Origin of the sequence: Saccharopolyspora dendranthemae (assembly GCF_007829955.1) — a bacterium.
Taxonomy (GTDB): domain Bacteria; phylum Actinomycetota; class Actinomycetes; order Mycobacteriales; family Pseudonocardiaceae; genus Saccharopolyspora; species Saccharopolyspora dendranthemae.
Window position 1 is genome coordinate 249240 of sequence record NZ_VIWX01000004.1, and the last position, 20376, is coordinate 269615.

1 protein-coding gene is annotated in these 20376 nt (G+C 73.2%); it reads right to left on the reverse strand.

The genetic code is table 11. The features are described 5' to 3' along the window. Positions 1-60 precede the first annotated feature (60 nt). Positions 61-20376, reverse strand: coding sequence for a type I polyketide synthase (locus FHU35_RS29965; protein ID WP_145741839.1), 20316 nt, complete (start codon positions 20374-20376; stop codon positions 61-63).

Here is a 20376-nt window from a genome sequence, read left to right on the forward strand (position 1 = left end):
GGGATCAGGAGCGGGTCCGAGAGCGGCGCGGCAGCGGTTGCGCCGCATCTCCGAACGCCCCTAGCGCTCGGTGTCGCGGCCGAGCTCGTTGTCGATGAACGCCAGGACCTCGTCGGTGCTGGCCGCGTGGATCCGTTCGGTCACGGTCACCTCCTCGGTGGCCGTGGCCGAACCGTCGTACTGGGCCAAGAGGTTGCGCAGCCTCGCCGGAGCGCCGGAGCGCGCCCGGTCCTCCGGATCGGACGAGGCCAGCAGGGATTCCAGGCGGTCGAGCTCGCCGAGCAGCGCGGCAGCCGCGTCCTGCTCACCGCCGAACAGCTCGCCGTCGAGGAATCCGGCGAGCTCGGCCGGTGTCGGGTGGTCGAACACCAGCGTGGAGGGCAGTTTCACCCCGCACGCCGCGGACAGGCTGTTGCGCAGTTCCACCGCGGTGAGCGAGTCGAAGCCGACCTGCCGGAACTCCTTGCCCGGGTCGATCGCCTCCGGGGAGCCGTGGCCCAGGACTCCGGCGGCGTGGCCGCGCACCAGTCCCACCAGGTGCTGCCTCCGCTCCTCGGCGCCCATCCCGGCGAGGCTGGTCGTCAGGTCCGCGTCGGAGCGCCGACCGGCGGCGACCCGCTTGCCGCCGCGGACCAGTCCCCGCAGCACCGCCGCCACCGGGCCGTCGCGACGTCCGGAGTTGATCCGCGCCGCGATCAGCAGCGCGTCGTCGCGACCTGTCGCGTCCTCGAACAGCGCGAGGCCCTGCTCGACCGACAGCGGCGGCATCTCGGAGCGCCCGATGCGTTCCGCGGCACCGTCTTCCAGACCGCTGGTCATGCCGACCGAACCGGTCCAAGGACCCCAGGCCAGCGAGGTCGCCACCATTCCGCGAGCGCGCCGGTGGGCGGCCAGCCCGTCCAGGAAGGCGTTCGCCGCCGCGTAGTTGGCCTGGCCCGCCGAGCCGATCACCCCGGCGACCGAGGAGTAGAGCACGAACGCCGCGAGGTCGAGCTCGCGCGTGGCTTCGTGCAGGTTCCACGCGCCGTCGACCTTGGGGCGCAGCACGTCGTCCAGGCGTTCGGGCGTCAACGCCTCGACGATGCCGTCGTCGAGCACGCCCGCGGCGTGCACCACGGCGGTCAGCGGTCGCTCCACTTCGGACAGCAGTCGGGAGACCGAGCCGGGATCGGCGATGTCGCACGCGGCGACACCGACGTTCGCGCCGTGTCCGGCCAGTTCGTCCCGGATTTCCTGCGCGCCCACGGCCTCCATCCCGCGACGAGAGACCAGCAGCAGGTGTCGCGCACCGCGTTCGACGACCAGGTGGCGGGCGAGCTCGGCGCCGAGTCCACCGGTGCCACCGGTGATCAGGACCGTGCCCTCGGGATCCCAGTCGCGAGATCCGGCTTCGCCGGTGGTGCGGGCGAGGCGGGCGACCAGCGCCTCGCCGTCGCGCAGCAGCACCTGAGTCTCCCCGTCGTCGAGCAGCTCCGGCACGAGCGGCAGCGCGTCCGGCTCGTCGAGGTCCACCAGCAGGAACGTGCCGGGGTTCTCCGACTGCGCCGAGCGCACCAGCCCCCACGCGGTCGCCGCACCGAGATCGTCGCCGCTGACGGCACCGCTGGTGGCGAACACCAGGCGGCTGCCCGCGAGCCGATCCTCGGCCAGCCACTCCTGCACGAACCGCAGGGCGCGCGCCGCCGCGTCGTGCGCGGCCTCGGCGCCGCGACCCTCGCCGGTCAGCGGCACCAGGACGACGTCGGGAACCTGATCCTCCGCAGCGACTTCGGCCAGGGAAGCCGCGGACACCACCTGGTTCCCGGACTTCTCGATGGCCACTCGCGCGCCGATCTCGTCGTGCCCGAGCACGGCCCAGCGCGCCTCCCCCACCGACGCCTTCGCCTGCGCGGGGACCCAGTCCAGCCGCAGCAGCGAATCGCGCGGGGCGGCCGCCGCAGCGGCCACGGGAGCGCCCAGCTCCGCGGATTCGACGCTCAGCACCGGCGCTCCGCCGGGATCGATCGCGACCAGGCCGATCGAGTCGTCCCGGAGCGAGGCGCGGACCCGCAGCTCGGCGGCGCCGACCGCGTGCAGCGCTGCGCCGCGCCATTCGAGCGCGATCCGGTCGTCCTGCGCGGCCGCGCCGACGGCGGCGGTCAGCAACGCCGGGTGCACGCCGTACCCGGCTGCGTCGGAGTCCTCCGGCAGGACGATCTCGGCGTAGACGTCATCGCCGATCCGCCACGCCCTCGGCACCAGCTCCGGGTCCGGCACCTCGACGGGTTCCGCCCCCTGCGGCGGCCACTGCTCGGTGAAGCGCTCGGCTGCCGGGGCTTCGGGGGCGAGCACACCGGCGGCGTGCTTGCGCCACGGCTGGTCCTCCGACTGCCGCGAGTGCACCGCGATGCGTCGACGACCGTCGTCGCCGGCACCGTCGACCCAGACCTGCACCACCCCGGGCAGCAGGGGTTCGACGACGGTGAGCTCGTAGACCAGCCCGCAGCCGACGTGGTCGGCTGCGGCGAAGGCGAGTTCGAGGAACGCCGACTCCGGCACTGCCTCGCTCAGCCGGTTGGTGAACGCGACGGCGCGTGATCCCTCGGCGGACTCGGAGCCCGCGACCTCCATCGCCACGCCCAGCAGCGGGTGCTCGGACGACGCGAGGCCGATTCCTCCGGCGTGACCGGCCCTCTCGGCGGGCTTCGGCCAGTAGTGCTCGTGCTGGAACGGGTAGGTGGGCAGGTTCACGCGTCGCGCACCGGTCCGGGCGAACAGTCGCTGCCACTCGACGCGGACACCGGTGACGAACAGCCGTGCCAGCGCGGTCACCAGGCATTCCTGCTCGTCTCGGTCCCTGCGCAGCATCGGTACGCAACCGTCCACCATCGCCGAGAGCGCACCATCCGGGCCGATCTCCAGGAACGCGTCCGCCCCGGCGCTCTCCAGCGCGGCGACCCCGTCGCCGAAGCGCACCGCTTCACGGACGTGGCGCACCCAGTACTCCGGCGAGCGCAACTCGTCGCCACCGGCGATGCGGCCGCTGAGGTTGGACACCACCGGGATCACCGGTTCGGAGAACGACAGATCCGCGACGACGGCGCGGAATTCCTCCAGCATCGGCTCCATCAGCGGCGAGTGGAACGCGTGGCTGACCGACAGTCGCCGCGTCCTGCGGCCCTGTTCGGCGAAGTTCTCAGCGATCGTCAGCACCGCGGTCTCGGCCCCGGAGAGCACCACGGAACCGGGTGCGTTGACCGCGGCGATCGACACCTCGTCGGTCAGGTGCGCGGTCACCTCGGCTTCGTCGGCCTGGATCGCGACCATCGCCCCGCCCTCGGGCAGCGCCTGCATCAACGAGGCGCGCGCCGACACCAGGGTGCAGGCGTCGTCCAGCGACAGCACGCCTGCGACGTGCGCGGCCGCGATCTCGCCGACGGAGTGACCGCCGACGAAGTCCGGGACGACGCCGAAGGATTCAGCGAGCCGGTAGAGCGCGACCTCGATCGCGAACAGCGCCGGCTGGGCGTTGCCGGTCCGCTCCAGTGCCTCGGCGTCGTCGCCCCAGATGACGTCCCGGAGCTCGGGTGCGAGCCGGTCGAGCACGTCGTCCAGCGCGTCGGCGAACACCGGGAAGCGCGCGTGGAGCTCGCGTCCCATGCCGAGGCGCTGGCTGCCCTGGCCGGAGAACAGCACGGCCGGCGATCGCCGTCGCGCCTCGCCCCGGGCGATCTGCGTTCCGTCCAGCAGCACCGCGCGGTGCTCGAACGCCGAGCGCCGCAGCAGCGAGCACCCGACGTCGAGCGGGTCGTGCTCGACGGAGGAGAGGCGCTCGATCTGGGCGTCCAGCGCCTCGGAGGTCTTGGCCGACACCACCCACGGTGCGCAGACCCGCTCGTCGTCGGAACGCACGGCCCCTTCCACGGCCCCTTCCACCACGGCGGGGGCGGATTCGAGGATCACGTGCGCGTTGGTGCCGCTGATGCCGAACGACGACACACCGGCGCGAGAGGGCCGACCGAGCGAGGGCCATTCGGTCGGGTCGGTCAGCAACCGCACGGCTCCCGCCGACCAGTCGACGTGCGTGGAGGGTTCGGTGACGTTCAGCGTCTTCGGCAGCACGCCGTGGCGCAGCGCCATGACCATCTTGATCACCCCGGCGACGCCCGCCGCCGCCTGGGTGTGGCCCATGTTCGACTTGATCGACCCCAGCAGCAGCGGGCGTTCCCGGTCCTGGCCGTAGGTGGCCAGCAGCGCCTGCGCCTCGATCGGGTCGCCCAGCGTCGTGCCGGTGCCGTGCGCCTCCACGGCGTCGACGTCGGCGGCCACGAGTCCGGCGCTGGCGAGCGCCTGCTTGATGACGCGCTGCTGCGACGGGCCGTTCGGCGCCGTCAGGCCGTTGGAGGCGCCGTCCTGGTTCACCGCGGAACCGCGCAGCACGGCGAGCACGTCGTGCCCGTTGCGCTCCGCGTCGGAGAGCCGCTCCACCACCAGCACGCCGATGCCCTCCGACCAGGCGGTGCCGTCGGCGCTGTCGGAGAAGGGCTTGCACCGGCCGTCGCTCGCGAGCCCGTTCTGCTGGGTGAACTCCATGAACGCGCCCGGCGTCGACATCAGCTGGACGCCTCCGGCCAGTGCGAGCGAGCACTCGCCGTTGCGCAGCGCCTGCATCGCCACGTGCAGCGCGACCAGGGCCGACGAGCAGGCGGTGTCGATCGTCATGGCCGGGCCTTCGAGCCCGAGAACGTAGGACAGGCGGCCGGAGATGATGCTCGGCGAGGTACCGGTCCCCGAGTAGCCGCCCATGCTCAGATCCGAGCCGAGCACGAGGTGGGCGTAGTCCTGGCCGCTGGCACCGACGAACACGCCGGTCCGGCTGCCGCGCAACGACACCGGGTCGATGCCCGCTCGTTCCAGCGCCTCCCAGGACAGTTCCAGCGTCAGCCGCTGGTGCGGGTCCATCGACACGGCTTCGCGCGGCGAGATGCCGAAGAACGCCGGGTCGAAGTCGGCGATGCCGGAGATGAAACCGCCGCGATCGGTGGCGCTGTGCCCGGGCCCGTCGCCGTTGAGCGCGTCGAGGTCCCACCCGCGGTCCTGCGGGAACGGTCCCATCGCATCGCGGCCGTCGGCCAGCAGCTGCCACACCGCCTCCGGCGAGTCGACATCGCCGGGGAAGCGGCAGCTGATGCCGACGATCGCGATCGGGTCGTCGCGGACGTCGGCGCCCGCGACGACGTCCTCGTCGAGCTCTGCTTCCGAGCCGAACAGCTCGCCGAGCAGGAACTCGCCCATCTCGCGCGGCGTCGGGTAGTCGAAGACCAGCGTGGCGGGCAACGTCAAACCCGTTGCGGCGCCGACCCTGTTTCCCAGTTCCACGGAGGTCAGCGAGTCGAAGCCGAGCTGGCGGAACTCCCGCTCCTCGTCGATCTCCTCCGCCGAGGAGTGCCCCAGCACCGCCGCGGCCTCGCCGCGCACGAGGTCCACGACGGCACGAGCGCGCTGCGCGGGCGGCACGCCCTGCAGCTGCGACGCCGCCGTGGCACCTTCGGTCCCCGGGGCCGCGGCGCGCCTGCCGCCGCGCACGAGTCCCTGCAGCATCGGCGGCAGCATCCCGTCGAGCGCGCCGACCTTGATCTGCGCGGGCACGACGAGCGGTTCGTCCACGGTCGTGGCGACGTCGAACAGCGCGAGGCCCATCTCGACCGGCAGCGGCGGCAGGGCCGACTTCTCCAGCCGCTGGAGCTGCCGCGCGTCCATCGTGCCGGTCATGCCCAGCGACGACGCCCACGCGCTCCAGGCCAGGGACACCGCGGGCAGACCGAGGTGTCGCCGGTGCGCCGCGAGCGCGTCCAGGAAGCTGTTGCCCGCAGCGTAGTTCCCCTGGCCAGGGGTGCCGAGCAGGCCGGACACCGACGAGTACAGGATGAACGCGGCGAGGTCCTGGTCGCGGGTGAGCTCGTGCAGGTGCCAGGCCGCGTCGACCTTGGGCCGCAGCACCTTCTCCAACCGCTCGGGCGTCAGCGAGCCGATCGCACCGTCGTCGAGCACACCGGAGGCGTGCACCACCGCGGTCAGCGGGCGGTCCACTTCGGACAGCACTCGGGCGAGCGAGTCGCGATCGCTGAGGTCGCAGGCCTTGATCACCGCGTCGGCGCCGTGCTCGGCGAGCTCCTCTCGCAGCTCCGCCGCGCCCGGGGCGTCCGGTCCTCGCCTGCTCAGCAGCAGCAGGTGCCGCACACCCCGCCCGACGACCAGGTGTCGTGCGAGCTCGGCGCCCAGACCACCCGTGCCACCGGTGATCAGGACGGTGCCCTCGGGATCCCAGGGCTCGGGCATCGACAGGACGATCTTGCCGATGTGCTTGGCGCGGCTCATGAACCGGAACGCCTCGCGCGCCCGGCGCACGTCCCAGCCCGCGATCGGCAGCGGCTCCAGGACGCCGTCGTCGAACAGCCGCAGCAGCTCGATCAGCATCTCCTGGATGCGATCGGGATCGACCCAGCCCAGGTCGAACGCCCGGTAGCGGATCCCCGGCAGAGCCTCCGGATCGCGCAGGTCGGTCTTGCCCATCTCGAGGAAGCGACCGCCCTCGCCGAGCAGTCGCAGCGAGGCGTCGATGAACTCACCGGACAGGGCGTTGAGCACGACGTCGACGCCCTGGGCGAAGTGCTGCTCGAACTCCACGGTCCGCGAGGAGGCGATGTGGTCGTCGGCGACGCCGAGCCCGCGCAGGACGTCCCACTTGCCCTCACTGGCGGTGGCGAACACCTCGGCGCCGAGGTGCCGGGCGATCTGGATCGCGGCCATGCCGACACCACCGGCACCGGCGTGGACCAGCACCTTCTCGCCGGGCCGCACGTCGGCGAGGTCCACCAGCGCGTGGTAGGCGGTGAGGAACACCAGCGGTACCGAGGCGGCGACCTCGAAGGACCAGTTCTCCGGCAGCCGCGCGAGGTGCCGCTCGTCGACCGCGCCCAGCGGCCCGAAACCGCCGGGCAGCATGCCGAACACGCGGTCGCCGACCCGCAGGTCCGTCACGTCCGGGCCGGTGTCGACCACGACACCGGCGGCTTCGTTGCCCAGCGCACCGGCCTCGCCCGGGTACATGCCCAGGGCGTTGAGGACGTCGCGGAAGTTCATGCCCGCACTGCGAATCGACACCCGAACCTGGCGTCCCGCAAGCGGTTCCAGCGCTTCCGGGTACGGCGCGAGTTCCAGGTCGTCGAGGCTGCCCCGCTGGGAGATGTCCAGTCGCCACGGGACGCCCGCCGGCGGCACGAGCCCGCCGCTGGAGGCCATCCGGGCGAGCCGTCCCGCGTAGGCGTTGCCGTCGCGCACGACCAGCTGCGGTTCGCGGGTGACGAACATGCCGGGCGTCACGGTCGCGTCCGGGTCCAGGTCGATGAGCTGGAACCGGCCCGGCTGCTCGGCCTGCGCGGAGCGCACCAAGCCCCACACCGAGGCCGCTCCCAGGTCGGCAATCGGCTCACCGGAGACGGAGACCGCGCCGCGGGTGACGAACACGATCGGCTTGCGCGCCTGCTGGAGCATGTCGAGCACGCGCTCGGTCTCGACGTGCGCCGATTCCGGTTTCATGTCACCGGAGATCTCGACCAGGTCCACCTCGGGACCGTCCACGTCGTCGTCGACCTCCACCGGCACCCATTCGAGGCGGTACAGCCCGTCCTCCGCCGGCTTGGGTGCGGGCTGCTCGGCCGAGGGCGTGCGGACGACCAGGGAGGACACCGACATCACCGGCTTGCCCTCGACGTCGACCGCCGCCACCGACACGCCCGACTTGCCCGCCCGCGACAGGCGCACCCGCAGCCGCGAAGCCCCGATCGCGTGCAGCGACACCCCGTCCCACGCGAACGGCAGCCCCTGACCGGCGCCGTCGACGAAGGCGATCGCGTGCAGCGACGCGTCCAGCAGCGCGGGGTGCACGCCGAAGGAACCGGCGTCCTCGACGGAGTCGGGCAACGCGACCTCGACGAACACCTCCGAGTCCCGGCGCCAGGCGGCGCGCAGTCCCTGGAACACCGGCCCGTAGCCGAGCCCGGATTCCTGCAGACCGGCGTAGAAGTTCTCCAGGGAGAGCTCTTCGGCGTCGACGGGTGGCCACTCGGCGGTGTCGAACTCGGCGGTGTGCGCGCCTGCCACGAGCGTGCCGCTCGCGTGCTTGGTCCACTCCTCGGTGTCGGCCGGGCGCGAGTGGATGGTCACGGCGCGGCGGTCGGCGTCGTCGGGTTCCTGGACCCGCACCTGCACGTCGACGGCGTCGCGCTCGCCGAGCACCAGCGGGACGACGATGCTGAGCCCGTCCACCCGGTCGCATCCGGCCATGTCACCGGCGCGGAGGGCGAAGTCGAGGAAGCAGGTGCCGGGCAGCAGCACCGCACCGCCGACCACGTGGTCGGCGAGCCAGGGGTGCGTGGAGACCGAGAGCCTGCCGGAGAGCACCAGCTCCTCGGTCCCGGCCACGGCGACGGCGGCCGACAGCAGCGGGTGCCCGGCCCGGTCGAGCCCGAACGATCGCGCGTCGGCCCGGCCGACCGCGGAGGTCCTGGGCCACAACCGCTTGTGCTGGAACGGGTAGGTGGGCACGTCCACCCGCCGCGCCCCGGTCCCGTCGAACCACGCGCCCCAGTCCACGCGCACGCCCTCGACGTGCAGGCGGGCGAGCGCGGTGGCCGTGGCGACCTGCTCGGTCCTGTCCTTGCGCAGCATCGGGTGCGCGTCTCCGACCATCGCCGAGAGCACCCCGTCCGGACCGATTTCGAGGAACCGGGCGGCACCGGACTCGCGCAGCGACGCCACGTTGTCGGCGAACCGCACGGCGTCGCGCACGTGCCGCACCCAGTACTCCGAGGTCGCGACGTCACCGGTGGCGATCACCGGGATGCGCGGCTGGTGGAAGGTGAGTCCGCTGATCGCGGCCCGGAACTCCTCCAGCATCGGATCCATCAACGGCGAGTGGAACGCGTGGGACACGCTCAACCGCTTCGACTTCCACCGATCCGCCAGACCCAGCACTTCGTCCTCGGCACCGGCAATCACCACCGACCTCGGGCCGTTGACCGCCGCGATCGACACCCCTTCGGTCAGGTGCCCCATGACCTCCGTCTCACTCGCCTCCAGGGCGACCATCGCCCCGCCGGAGGGCAGCGCCTGCATCAGGCTCGCCCTGGCGGTCACGAGAGTGGCCGCGTCCTCCAGCGAGAGCACACCGGCCACGTGAGCGGCCGCGATCTCGCCGACCGAGTGACCGGCCAGGAAACGGGGGCTCAGACCGAAGGACTCCGCCAGCCGGAACAGCGCGACCTCGACCGCGAACAACGCGGGCTGCGCGGCTCCGGTCTGGTTCAGCGCCTCCGCGTCCTCACCCCACATCACCTCGCGCAACCGCGGATCGAGGTGCAGCAGCACCGCGTCCAGCGCATCGGCGAACACCGGGAACCGCCCGTAGAGCTCACGCCCCATCCCGAGACGCTGCGAGCCCTGACCGGAGAACAGCACCGCCAGCGGCCCGTCCGCCGCCACTCCCCTGGCGATCTCCGCGCCGTCGAGCAGCACCGCCCGGTGCGCGAAGGTCGCCCGCCCGGTCGCCAGCGAGTACCCGACGTCCAGCGGGTTCGCCTCGACCGCGCGAACCCGCTCGACCTGCGCGTCCAGCGCCTCCTCGGTTTTCGCGCTGACCAGCTGCGGAACGGCTCCCGCGTGGTCTCCGGCGGGGTGCTCGACGGCGGGGTGCTCGACGGCGTCGACCGATTCCAGGATCAGGTGCGCGTTGGTGCCGCTCATGCCGAACGACGACACGCCCGCGCGCCGACGCCGGTCACCTGCGGGCCACTCGGTGGCCCGGGTCAGCAGCTCGATCCCGCCGGACCAGTCGATGCGCGAAGAAGGTTCGGAGACGTGCAGCGTCGGGGGCAGCAGTCCGTGGCGCATCGCCATGACCACCTTGATCACGCCCGAGGCGCCGGCCGCGGCCTGCGAGTGACCGAGGTTGGACTTCACCGAACCGATCAGCAGCGGGCGTTCGCGGTCGTGGTCGTAGGCCGCCACCAGGGCTTCCGCCTCGATCGGGTCACCCAGCGCGGTGCCCGTCCCATGCGCCTCGACGGCGTCCACTTCGGACGGACGAAGTCGGGCGCTCGCGAGCGCATCGCGGATGACGCGCTGCTGCGAGGGACCGTTCGGCGCCGTCAGGCCGTTGGACGCGCCGTCCTGGTTGACCGCGGACCCGCGCAGCACGGCCAGCACCTGGTTCCCGTCCCGCTCGGCGTCGGAAAGCCGTTGCAGGACGATCATTCCCACGCCCTCGGACCAGCCGGTGCCGTCGGCGTCGTCGGAGAACGCCTTGCACCGCCCGTCGGCCGCGATGCCGCCCTGCAGGGAGAAGCCGCCGAAGCTGGTCGGGGTCGCCAGCACGCTCACCCCGCCGGCCAGCGCCAGCGAGCAGTCGCCGCCCCGCAGCGCCTGCGCGGCCTGGTGCATCGACACCAGCGCCGAGGAGCAGGCGGTGTCGAGGGTGACCGCCGGGCCTTCCAGGCCCAGCACGTAGGACAGCCGGCCGGACAGCACGCTCGCGGCCAAGCCGGTGCTGGCGTGGCCTTCGAGGTCTTCGTTGGCGGCCATCACGACCTGCTGGTAGTCCTGCCCGTTCGTGCCGACGAACACGCCGGTGCGGCTGCCGCGCAACGAGGTCGGGTCGACGCCGGCGCGCTCGAAGGCCTCCCAGGACGTTTCCAGCAGCAGCCGCTGCTGCGGGTCCATCGCCAGCGCCTCGCGCGGCGAGATGCCGAAGAACTCGGGGTCGAAGTCGGCGACACCGCTGAGGAAACCGCCCTTGCCGGTGGAGCTGGTCATGCCCGCCAGGTCCCAGCCTCGGTCGGTCGGGAAGTCGCCGATCGCGTCGCGTCCCTCGACCAGCATCCGCCACAGGTCCTCGGGCGAGTCGACACCGCCGGAGTAGTGGCAGGCCATGCCCACGATCGCGATGTCATCGGTGCTCCCGAGCGGCCCGTCCTCGCGGATGCGAGCGGGCGCGTCGGCGACGTCGTCGGTGCCCAGCAGCTCGTCGGTCAGGAACTCGGCGAGCCCCCGGGGCGTCGGGTGGTCGAAGACCAGGCCCGTCGCCAGCGCGAGGCCGGTGGCCTCGATGAGCCGGTTGCGCAGCTCCACCGCGGTCAGCGAGTCGAAGCCCAGGTCGCGGAAGGCCTTGTCGGCGCTGATCGCCGACGCCTCGGCGTGGCCGAGCGCCGCGGCGGCGTGCCCGAGCACCACCTCGAGCACCACCTCGACGCGGTCGCCGGGGTGGGCGTCGCGCAGGTCCTGCCGCAGTTGCGCCCCGGTCTCGCCATCGCTGCGGCCGGCCGCGAGCTCCGCCAGAACGCCTCGCGCCGCGGGGAGTTCGGACAGCACCGGGCTGTTGCGCAGCCTCAGCAACGAGCCGAGCAGCTGCGAGCGGTTGAGGTCGGCGATCACCACCGCGGGAGCGGGTTCGGCGACCGACCTGCGCAGCGCGGCCAGCGCGCGCTCGGGGTCCAGAGTGGACGCACCGAGCCGCCGGATCTGCTCGGTCGCCCCGGCCTGGGCCGTCATGCCCTCGCCGGCCCAGGCTCCCCAGGCGATCGAGGTCGCGGCCAGGCCCGCCGCGTGCCGCTGCTGCGCGAGGGCGTCGAGCGCCGCGTTCGCCGCGGCGCTGCCGGCCTGACCGGCGTCGCCGACGGCCCCGGTCGTGGACGAGAACAGCACGAACGCGGTCAGGTCCAGGTCTCGGGTCAGCTCGTCGAGCACCGTCGCGGAGTCGACCTTGGCGCGGAACACCTCGGCGAACCGCTCGGGCGTGAGCGCTCGGACCTCACCCGCGTCGAGCACGCCTGCCGCGTGCACCACTGCGGTGACCTCGGACAGCCCGGACAGCACCTCGGCCACCGCGGCCCGGTCGGCGACGTCGCACGCGAGGGTGGACACCTCGGCGCCGAATTCGCGCAGCTGCTCGTCCAGTTCGGCGGCGCCCGGCGCGTCCGGTCCGCGACGGCTCAGCAGTACCAGCCGCTGCGCCCCGCGTCGCGCGAGATCCCGGGCCACGTGGGAGCCCAGCGCGCCGGTGCCACCGGTGATGACCACGGTGCCGGAGGGTTCCCACTCGGCGACCTCGGTCGTCCGGGGGGAGGGCACGATCCGGCGGCCGAACGCCCCGCCCGGGCGGAGGGCGACCTGGTCCTCCCCCGAATCGCCGCTGATGATCGCCGCGAGCCGCGCCGCGGCGCGCTCGTCCCACTCCTGCTCGGGCAGGTCGACGAGTCCGCCCCAGCGGTGCGGGTGTTCGAGCGCGACCGCCCGGCCGAGGCCCCAGACACCGGCCTGCCACGTGCTGGTGACGGTGTCCGCACGGCCGGCGGAGACGGCTCCGCGCGTCAGCGCCCACAGCGGAGCGGTGGTGCCGATGTCGCCGAGCGCCTGCACCAGCGCGGCGGTGCCGAGCACCGGAGTCAGGTCACCGGGGTCGTCCAGCGCCAGCAGCGACACGACCTCGGTGTGCTGCCCCTCGACCTCGTCAATCACCTCGGCGAGGTGGGCGCGGTCGGCACCGGGAGCCACCTCCAGGCGGGTGGCGTCCGGTCCGAGGGCGGTGAGCACCGCCGACACCCACGGGTCGTCGACGAGCCGCCGGGGCACCACGACCAGCCGCCGTCCCGACCGCCCGGAGGCCAGACCGGTGAGCGGGTGCCAGGTCTCGCGGTGCCGCCAGGAATCGACCGCGGATCGCGTCTGGCGCCGGCTGCGCCAGGCCGACAGCGCGGGCACGACGGCGGCGACCGTCTCGTCGTCGAGGTTCAGCGTCGCCGCGACCGAGTCGAGGTCCTCGCGCTCGATCGCCGACCAGAACGCGTCGTCAGCGCGGTCGGCCGCCGCCGTCGCGCTCTCGGCGATCTCCGGCCAGAACCGCTCGTGCTGGAAGGGGTAGGTCGGCAGGTCGATCGACCGGCCGCCGTCGTAGATCGGAGACCAGTCGACCTCGACACCGCTGACGTGCAGCCGTGCCAGGGCGGTGAGCAGCGCGGTCTCCTCGCCGCGGTCCTTGCGCAGGGACGCGACGGCGCCGTCGACCAGTGCGGCCAGGACACCGCCGGGCCCGATCTCCAAGAACGTCGTGGCACCGGACTCGCGCAGCGACGCGACGGCGTCGGCGAACCGGACCGTCTCGCGCACGTGCCGCACCCAGTGCTCCGGCGAGGTCACGTCACCGCTGGTGGCGAGGTGGATGCGCGGTTCGTGGAAGGTGATCCCGCTGATCGCGGCCCGGAAGTCCGCCAGCATCGGGTCCATCAGCGGCGAGTGGAACGCGTGGCTGACCTTGAGCCGGGTGGTCTTGCGGCCCTGCTCGGCGAACCGCGCGGCGAGATCCGCGACCGCGTCCTCGGTTCCGGAGACGACGACCGAGTCGGACGCGTTCACCGCGGCGATCGCGATCTCCGGGCTGAGCTCGGGCTCGACCTCCTGCTCGGTGGCGTTGATCGCGACCATCGCGCCGCCGGTGGGGAGCGCTTGCATCAGGTCCGCGCGGGCCGACACCAGCGTGCAGGCGTCCTGCAGCGACAGCACACCGGCCACGTGCGCTGCGGTGATCTCGCCGATCGAGTGGCCGGCGACGAAACGGGTCCGCACGCCGAACGATTCGACCAGCCGGTGCAGCGCGACCTCGACGGCGAACAGCGCGGGCTGCGAGCACCCGGTCTCGTCGAGCCGGTCGGCGTCGTCGCCCCACATCACCTCGCGCACCGAGGGGTCGAGGTGCGCGAGCACGTCGTCGAGGGCGGCGGCGAACACCGGGAATCGCTCGTGGAGCTCGCGGCCCATGCCGAGGCGCTGCGAGCCCTGACCGGAGAACAGCAGCGCCGGCGCGGGGTCGCCGGCCACTCCCCTGGCGATCTCCAGGCCGTCCAGCAGCACCGCGCGGTGCTCGAAGGTGCTGCGGTGGGCCGACAGCGAGTACCCGATGTCCAGCGGGTCGCCGTCGAGCGCGCGGACGCGATCGAGCTGGGCGTCCAGCGCGGCCTCCGACTTGGCGCTGACCAGCAGCGGGACCGGCCCGGTGGGCTCCCGGTCCGAGACCTCGTCCTGCACGGGTCCTGCTTCCAGGATCACGTGCGCGTTGGTGCCGCTGAGCCCGAACGACGACACGCCGCTGCGGCGCGGGCGGTCCAGCTCCACCCACGGCCTGGGCTCGGTGGCCAGCTCGACGGCTCCGGCGGACCAGTCGACGTGCGAGGACGGCTCGGTGACGTGCAGCGTCCGTGGCACCACCCCGTGCTGCATCGCCAGCACCATCTTGATCACCCCGGCCACGCCCGCGGCCGCCTGCGTGTGGCCGAGGTTGGACTTGACCGCGCCGAGCAGCAGCGGGTGCTGCCGGTCGTGGCCGTAGGTGGCGATCAGCGCCTGCGCTTCGATCGGGTCGCCGAGCGTGGTCCCCGTGCCGTGCGCCTCGACCGAGTCCACATCGGACGGTTCGAGTCCCGCGTTGGCCAAGGCCTGCCGGATCACGCGCTGCTGCGCCGGACCGTTCGGCGCGGTCAGTCCGTTGGAGGCGCCGTCCTGGTTCACCGCCGAGCCGCGCACCGCGGCGAGCACGCGGTGCCCGTTGCGCTCGGCGTCCGAGAGCCGCTCCACCACCAGCACGCCGACGCCCTCGGACCAGCCGGTGCCCCCGGTGTCGTCGGAGAACGCGCGGCACCGAGCGTCCGGCGCGAGGCCGCCCTGGGCGTTGAACCCGGCGAAGTTCATCGGGGTCGACATCACCGTGACACCGCCAACCAGCGCGAGCGAGGATTCGCCCGAGCGCAGCGATTGCGCCGCCACGTGCAGCGCGACCAGCGACGAGGAGCAGGCGGTGTCGACGGTGAGGGCGGGCCCTTCGAGCCCGAAGGCGTAGGAGAGGCGACCGGAGATGACCGCGGCGGCCAGGCCCGTGCTGGAGTGCCCCATGATCTCCTCGCAGGAGCGGAGCACGAGCTGGGTGTAGTCCTGGCCGTTGGTGCCGATGAACACGCCGGTCCTGCTGCCGCGCAGTTCCCGGGCGTCGATGCCGGTGCGTTCGACGGCTTCCCACGCGACCTCCAGCAGCTGGCGCTGCTGCGGGTCCATCGCCACCGCCTCGCGCGGTGAGATCCCGAAGAACCCCGGGTCGAAATCGGCTGCGCCGTCGAGGAAACCGCCCTCGGCGGTGTCTCCGTCGGCCAGCGGGTCCTGCTCCCACCCGCGGTCGGCCGGGAAACCGGAGATGGCGTCGGTGCCGTCGGCGAGCAGCCGCCAGAAGTCCTCGGGAGAGCGCACCGCGCCCGGGAACCGGCAGCTCATCCCGACGATGACGATCGGGTCGTCGTCGATGTCGGCGTGCTGCGGGACGAAGTCGAGATCGCCTCGCTCGCCGGAGATTTCGGCGATCAGGTGCTCGGCGAGCTCTCGCGGGGTCGGGTGGTCGAACGCGAGCGTCGCGGGCAGGTTCAGGCCGGTCGCGGCGGCGAGCCGGTTGCGCAGTTCGATGGCGGTCAGCGAGTCGAAGCCCAGCGCGCGGAACTCCCGGTCCGCGCGGACGTCCGAGCCCGACGCGTGCCCGAGCACCGCCGCGGCCTCGTCGCGCACGACGTCGGTGACGTGCCGCAGCCGGTCCTCCTCGCGCAGTCCGGCCAGCTGGTCGGCGAGGGCACCGTCGGCAGCACCGCGCCCGCTGGCCGCGACGCGCCGGCCCGGCCGCATCAGACCGCGCAGGATCGCCGGGACCTCTCCCCCGGCGGGCCTCGTCCCGGTCGCCAGCGGCACCAGCAGCGCCTCGTCGGAGGCGACCGCCGCGTCGAACAGCGCGAGCCCTCGCGGGACCGAGAGGGTCGGCGTCCGGCGCGCTTCGGGCGCGGTGGAGGTCATGCCCGCACCGGCCTCCCAAGCTCCCCACGCCAGCGACAGCGCGGGGAGGCCGAGGCCGCGGCGGTGCGCGGCGAGCGCGTCGAGGTAGCTGTTGGCGGCCGCGTAGTTGCCCTGCCCGGCCGCACCCATCACCCCGGCCACCGACGAGTACAGGACGAACGCGCCGAGGTCCTGGTCGCGGGTGAGCTCGTGCAGGTGCCAGGCGGCGTCGACCTTGGGCCGCAGCACCTTCTCCAGTCGCTCGGGCGTCAGCGAGCCGATCACGCCGTCGTCGAGCACGCCCGCGGTGTGGATCACGGCGGTCAGCCGCACCGGGGCCAGCAGGGCTGCCAGCGCGTCGCGGTCGGCGACGTCGCACGCCGCCACCGTCACCTCGGCGCCGTGTTCTTCCAGCTCTGCCCGGAGTTCGGGGGCTCCGGGGGCGTCGGGACCGCGGCGGCTCACCAGCAGCAGCGCGCGGACGCCGCGTTCGGACACCAGGTGCCGCGCCAGCGCCGCACCGAGCCCTCCGGTGCCGCCGGTGATGAGCACGGTGCCCTCGGGGTCCCACGCGCGTGCGGTGCTCTCGCGGAGGGTCGCGCGAGCGAGGCGGCCGACCCGCGCTTCTCCCGCGCGCACCGCTACCTGCGTCTCGCCCGCGCCCAGCAGGGCGGGCAGCCGCGGCAGGAGGGCCGCCGACTCGTCGGCGTCGTCGAGGTCGACGAGCAGGAACCGGCCGGGGTTCTCCGATTGCGCGGCGCGCACCAGGCCCCAGGCCGCGGCGGCGGCCGGATCGTCGCCGGACACCGCACCGCGCGCGACGAAGAGCAGCGCGGAACCTGCGGTCGACCACTCCTGCAGCAACGCGAGCACGTGGGCGGTGAGCTGGTGCGCGTGCTCGGGTTCGACGCCGCCGACCAGCGGCACGACGACCGTTGGCGGCACCTCGTCGGGAAGGACGGGTACCGCGGGGATCCCGAGTCCGAGCACGTCCTCGCCGAGCAGCACGCAGTCCTCGCGGTCGACGGGATCGACCCGCTGGGGCACCCAGTCGAGCTGGAACAGCGAGCGCAGGTCGGCGGCTGCCGCCGGCTCCGGGACCGGCGCGAAGGTCACCTGCGCCGAGAGGACCGGGTCGCCGGAGACATCGGCGGCGGCGACGGACACGCGATCACCGGCGGCGGTCAGGCGCACGTGCAGCACCGAGGCTCCGGACGCGTGCAAGGAGACGTCGGCCCAGTCGGCCGGCACGCCGTCCACGCCGAGGAATCCGGCCGCGTGCAGCGCGGCGTCGAGCAGCGCGGGGTGCAGGCCGAAGGAACTTCCCTCCGAGACCTCCGGCAGCGCGACCTCGGCGAAGACCTCGGAGCCGTCAGGAGAGGCACGACGCCACACCGCGCGCAGGCCGCGGAACACGGGGCCGCGCACCACCTCGGCGGCCTCGTCGTGGAGACCGGCGATGTCCACGACGGTCGCACCTCGCGGTGGCCACTCGCCGAAGTCGAACGCCGCCCGGCACTCGTCCGCGGCGAGGACACCTTCGGCGTGCGGGACCCACTCGGCTTCCTCGTCAGCGCGCGCGTGCAGCCGCAGCTCGCGGCGGCCGGCCTCGTCCGGTTCGCCGATCCGCAGCTGCACCTGCACCGGACCGTCGTCGGGCAGCACGAGCGGCGCGAGCCGGGTGAGCCGTTCGACGCGGTCGCAGCCGATGCGATCGGCGGCGTAGGAGGCCAGCTCCAGCACGGCGGAGGCGGGCAGCAGCGCGCGGTCGTCCACGAGGTGGTCGGCCAGCCACGGGTGCGCGGCCAGCGACAGGGTGCCGGTCAGGATCATCTCGTCGGATCCCGCGACCGTCATCGCGGCGCCGAGCAGCGGGTGGTCGGCGGCGGAGAGCCCGAGGCCGGCCGGGTCGCCCGCGCTCACCGACACCGAGGGCCAGAACCGCTGGTGCTCGAAGGAGTAGGTCGGCAGGTCCACTCGACGGCCGCCCGCGAACGACGACGACCAGTCCACCTCGACACCGGTGACGTGCAGCTGCGCCAGGGCCGTGAACCACGCGGCCTCCTCGTCGCGGTTCTTGCGCAGCGAGGGGACGGCATCGCCGACGAGCGCCGAGAGCACGGCGTCCGGACCGAGTTCGAGGAAGGCGGTGGCGCCGGATTCGCTCGCGGCGGCGGCGTTGTCGGCGAACCGCACGGTCTCCCGCACGTGCCGCACCCAGTACTCCGGCGAGGTCACGTCACCGGAGGCGATCACCGGAATCCGGGGCTGGTGGAAGGTGAGTCCGCTGATCGCGGCCCGGAACTCCTCCAGCATCGGATCCATCAACGGCGAGTGGAACGCGTGGGACACGCTCAGCCGCTTCGACTTCCAATGCTGGGCGAGCTCCAGCACCTCCGACTCCGCACCGGCGACCACCACCGACGCCGGCCCGTTGACCGCCGCGATCGACACCCGCTCGGACAGGTGCCCCACGACCTCGTCCTCGCTCGCCTCCAGGGCGACCATCGCGCCGCGCTCCGGCAGCGCCTGCATCAGCCGCGCGCGAGCCGACACCAGGGCCGCCGCGTCCTCCAGCGACAGCACTCCGGCCACGTGCGCCGCAGCGATCTCGCCCACCGAGTGCCCCACGAGCTTCGCCGGGCGGAGACTGAAGGACTCCGCCAGCCGGAACAGGGCGACCTCGACCGCGAACAACGCGGGCTGAGCGAAACCCGTCTGGTTCAGCGCCTCGGCGTCCTCACCCCACATCACCTCGCGCACCTGCGGATCGAGGTGCAGCAGGACCGCGTCCAGCGCCTCGGCGAACACCGGGAACCGCGCGTGGAGCTCGCGCCCCATCCCGAGGCGTTGCGAGCCCTGACCGGAGAACAGCACCGCCAGCACGTGCTTGCGGGCTTCGCCCCTGGCCACTTCCCGGCCGTCGAGCAGCACCGCCCGGTGCTCGAAGGTCGCCCGCCCGGTCGCCAGCGAGTACCCGACGTCCAAGGGGTTCTCCCGCACCCCCCGGACACGGTCGACCTGCTGGTCCAGCGACGCCTCGGATCGGGCGCTGAGAAGCCACGGAACGAGCCCCGGCGGCTCCTCGGCGGGTGCCTCGGCCTGGTCCCGGCCTTCGAGGATGACGTGCGCGTTGGTACCGCTGACGCCGAACGACGACACGCCCGCGCGTGCGGGGCGGTCGCTGGAGGGCCACTCGACCGGCGAGGTGACCAGCTCGGCCGATCCCGCCGACCAGTCCACGTGCGAGGAGGGTTCGGAGACGTGCAGCGTCTCGGGCACCACCCCGTGCCGCATCGCCATGACCATCTTGATCACGCCTGCGACGCCCGCCGCCGCCTGCGCGTGCCCGATGTTGGACTTGATCGTGCCCACCAGCAGCGGTGTGTCGCGCTCCTGCCCATAGGTGGCGAGCAGACTGCGCCCCTCGATCGGGTCGCCCAGCGGAGTTCCGGTGCCGTGCGCCTCGACGACGTCCACTTCGGACGGTTCGAGCCCTGCCTGGTTCAGCGCCTGGCGGATGATGCGCTGCTGAGCGCGGCCGTTCGGTGCGGTGAAGCCGTTCGACGCCCCGTCGGAGTTCACCGCCGAGCCGCGCACCACCGCCAGCACCGAGTGCCCGTTGCGCTCGGCGTCGGAAAGCCGTTCCAGCACCAGCATTCCCACGCCCTCGGACCAGCCGGTGCCGTCGGCGTCGTCGGAGAAGGCCTTGCACCGGCCGTCGGGGGCCAGACCGCCCTGGCGGCTGAACTCCACCAGCGAGCCCGGCGTGCACATCACGTTCACGCCACCGGCCAGCGCGAGCCCGCACTCACCGGCGCGCAGCGCGTGCACGGCGAAGTGCAACGACACCAGCGACGACGAGCACGCCGTGTCGATCGTGGCGGTGGGCCCCTCCAGGCCGAGTTCGTAGGACACGCGCCCGGACTCCGCGCTCGCGGCGATGCCGGTGCCGATGTCGCCGGTCGCGTCGGACACCGAGCGGATCAGCAGGTGCTGGTAGTCCTGACCGTTGGTGCCGACGAACACGCCGGTCTGGCTTCCCCGCAGCGAGGTCGGATCGATCCCGGCGCTCTCGATCGCCTGCCAGGACGTCTCCAGCAGCAGCCGCTGCTGCGGGTCCATGGTCAGCGCTTCGCGCGGGGAGATGCCGAAGAAGCCGGGGTCGAAATCGCCGATGCCGGAGAGGAATCCGCCGCGCACGCTGATGCCGGCGCCGCGCTCGTCGACGCCGGCGCTGCCGAGCGCACCCACGTCCCAGCCCCGGTCGGTGGGCAGCTCGGAGGTCGCGTCCCGGCCGGAAGCGACCAGGTCCCACAGCTCTTCCGGCGAGTCGACACCGCCCGGGTAGCGGCACGCCATGCCCACGATGGCGACGGGTTCGGTCGCCGCCGCCACCAGCTGCCTGTTCTGCCGCCGCAAGCGGTCGGTCTCCTTGACCGCCGCGCGCAGCGCCTCGACGACCTTGTCGCTGGAGTCGTTCAT

Coding starts and splice junctions, on each gene's coding strand:
- FHU35_RS29965 (WP_145741839.1), bottom strand. CDS start 20,376: ATGAACGACTCCAGCGACAAGGTCGTCGAGGCGCTGCGCGCGGCGGTC.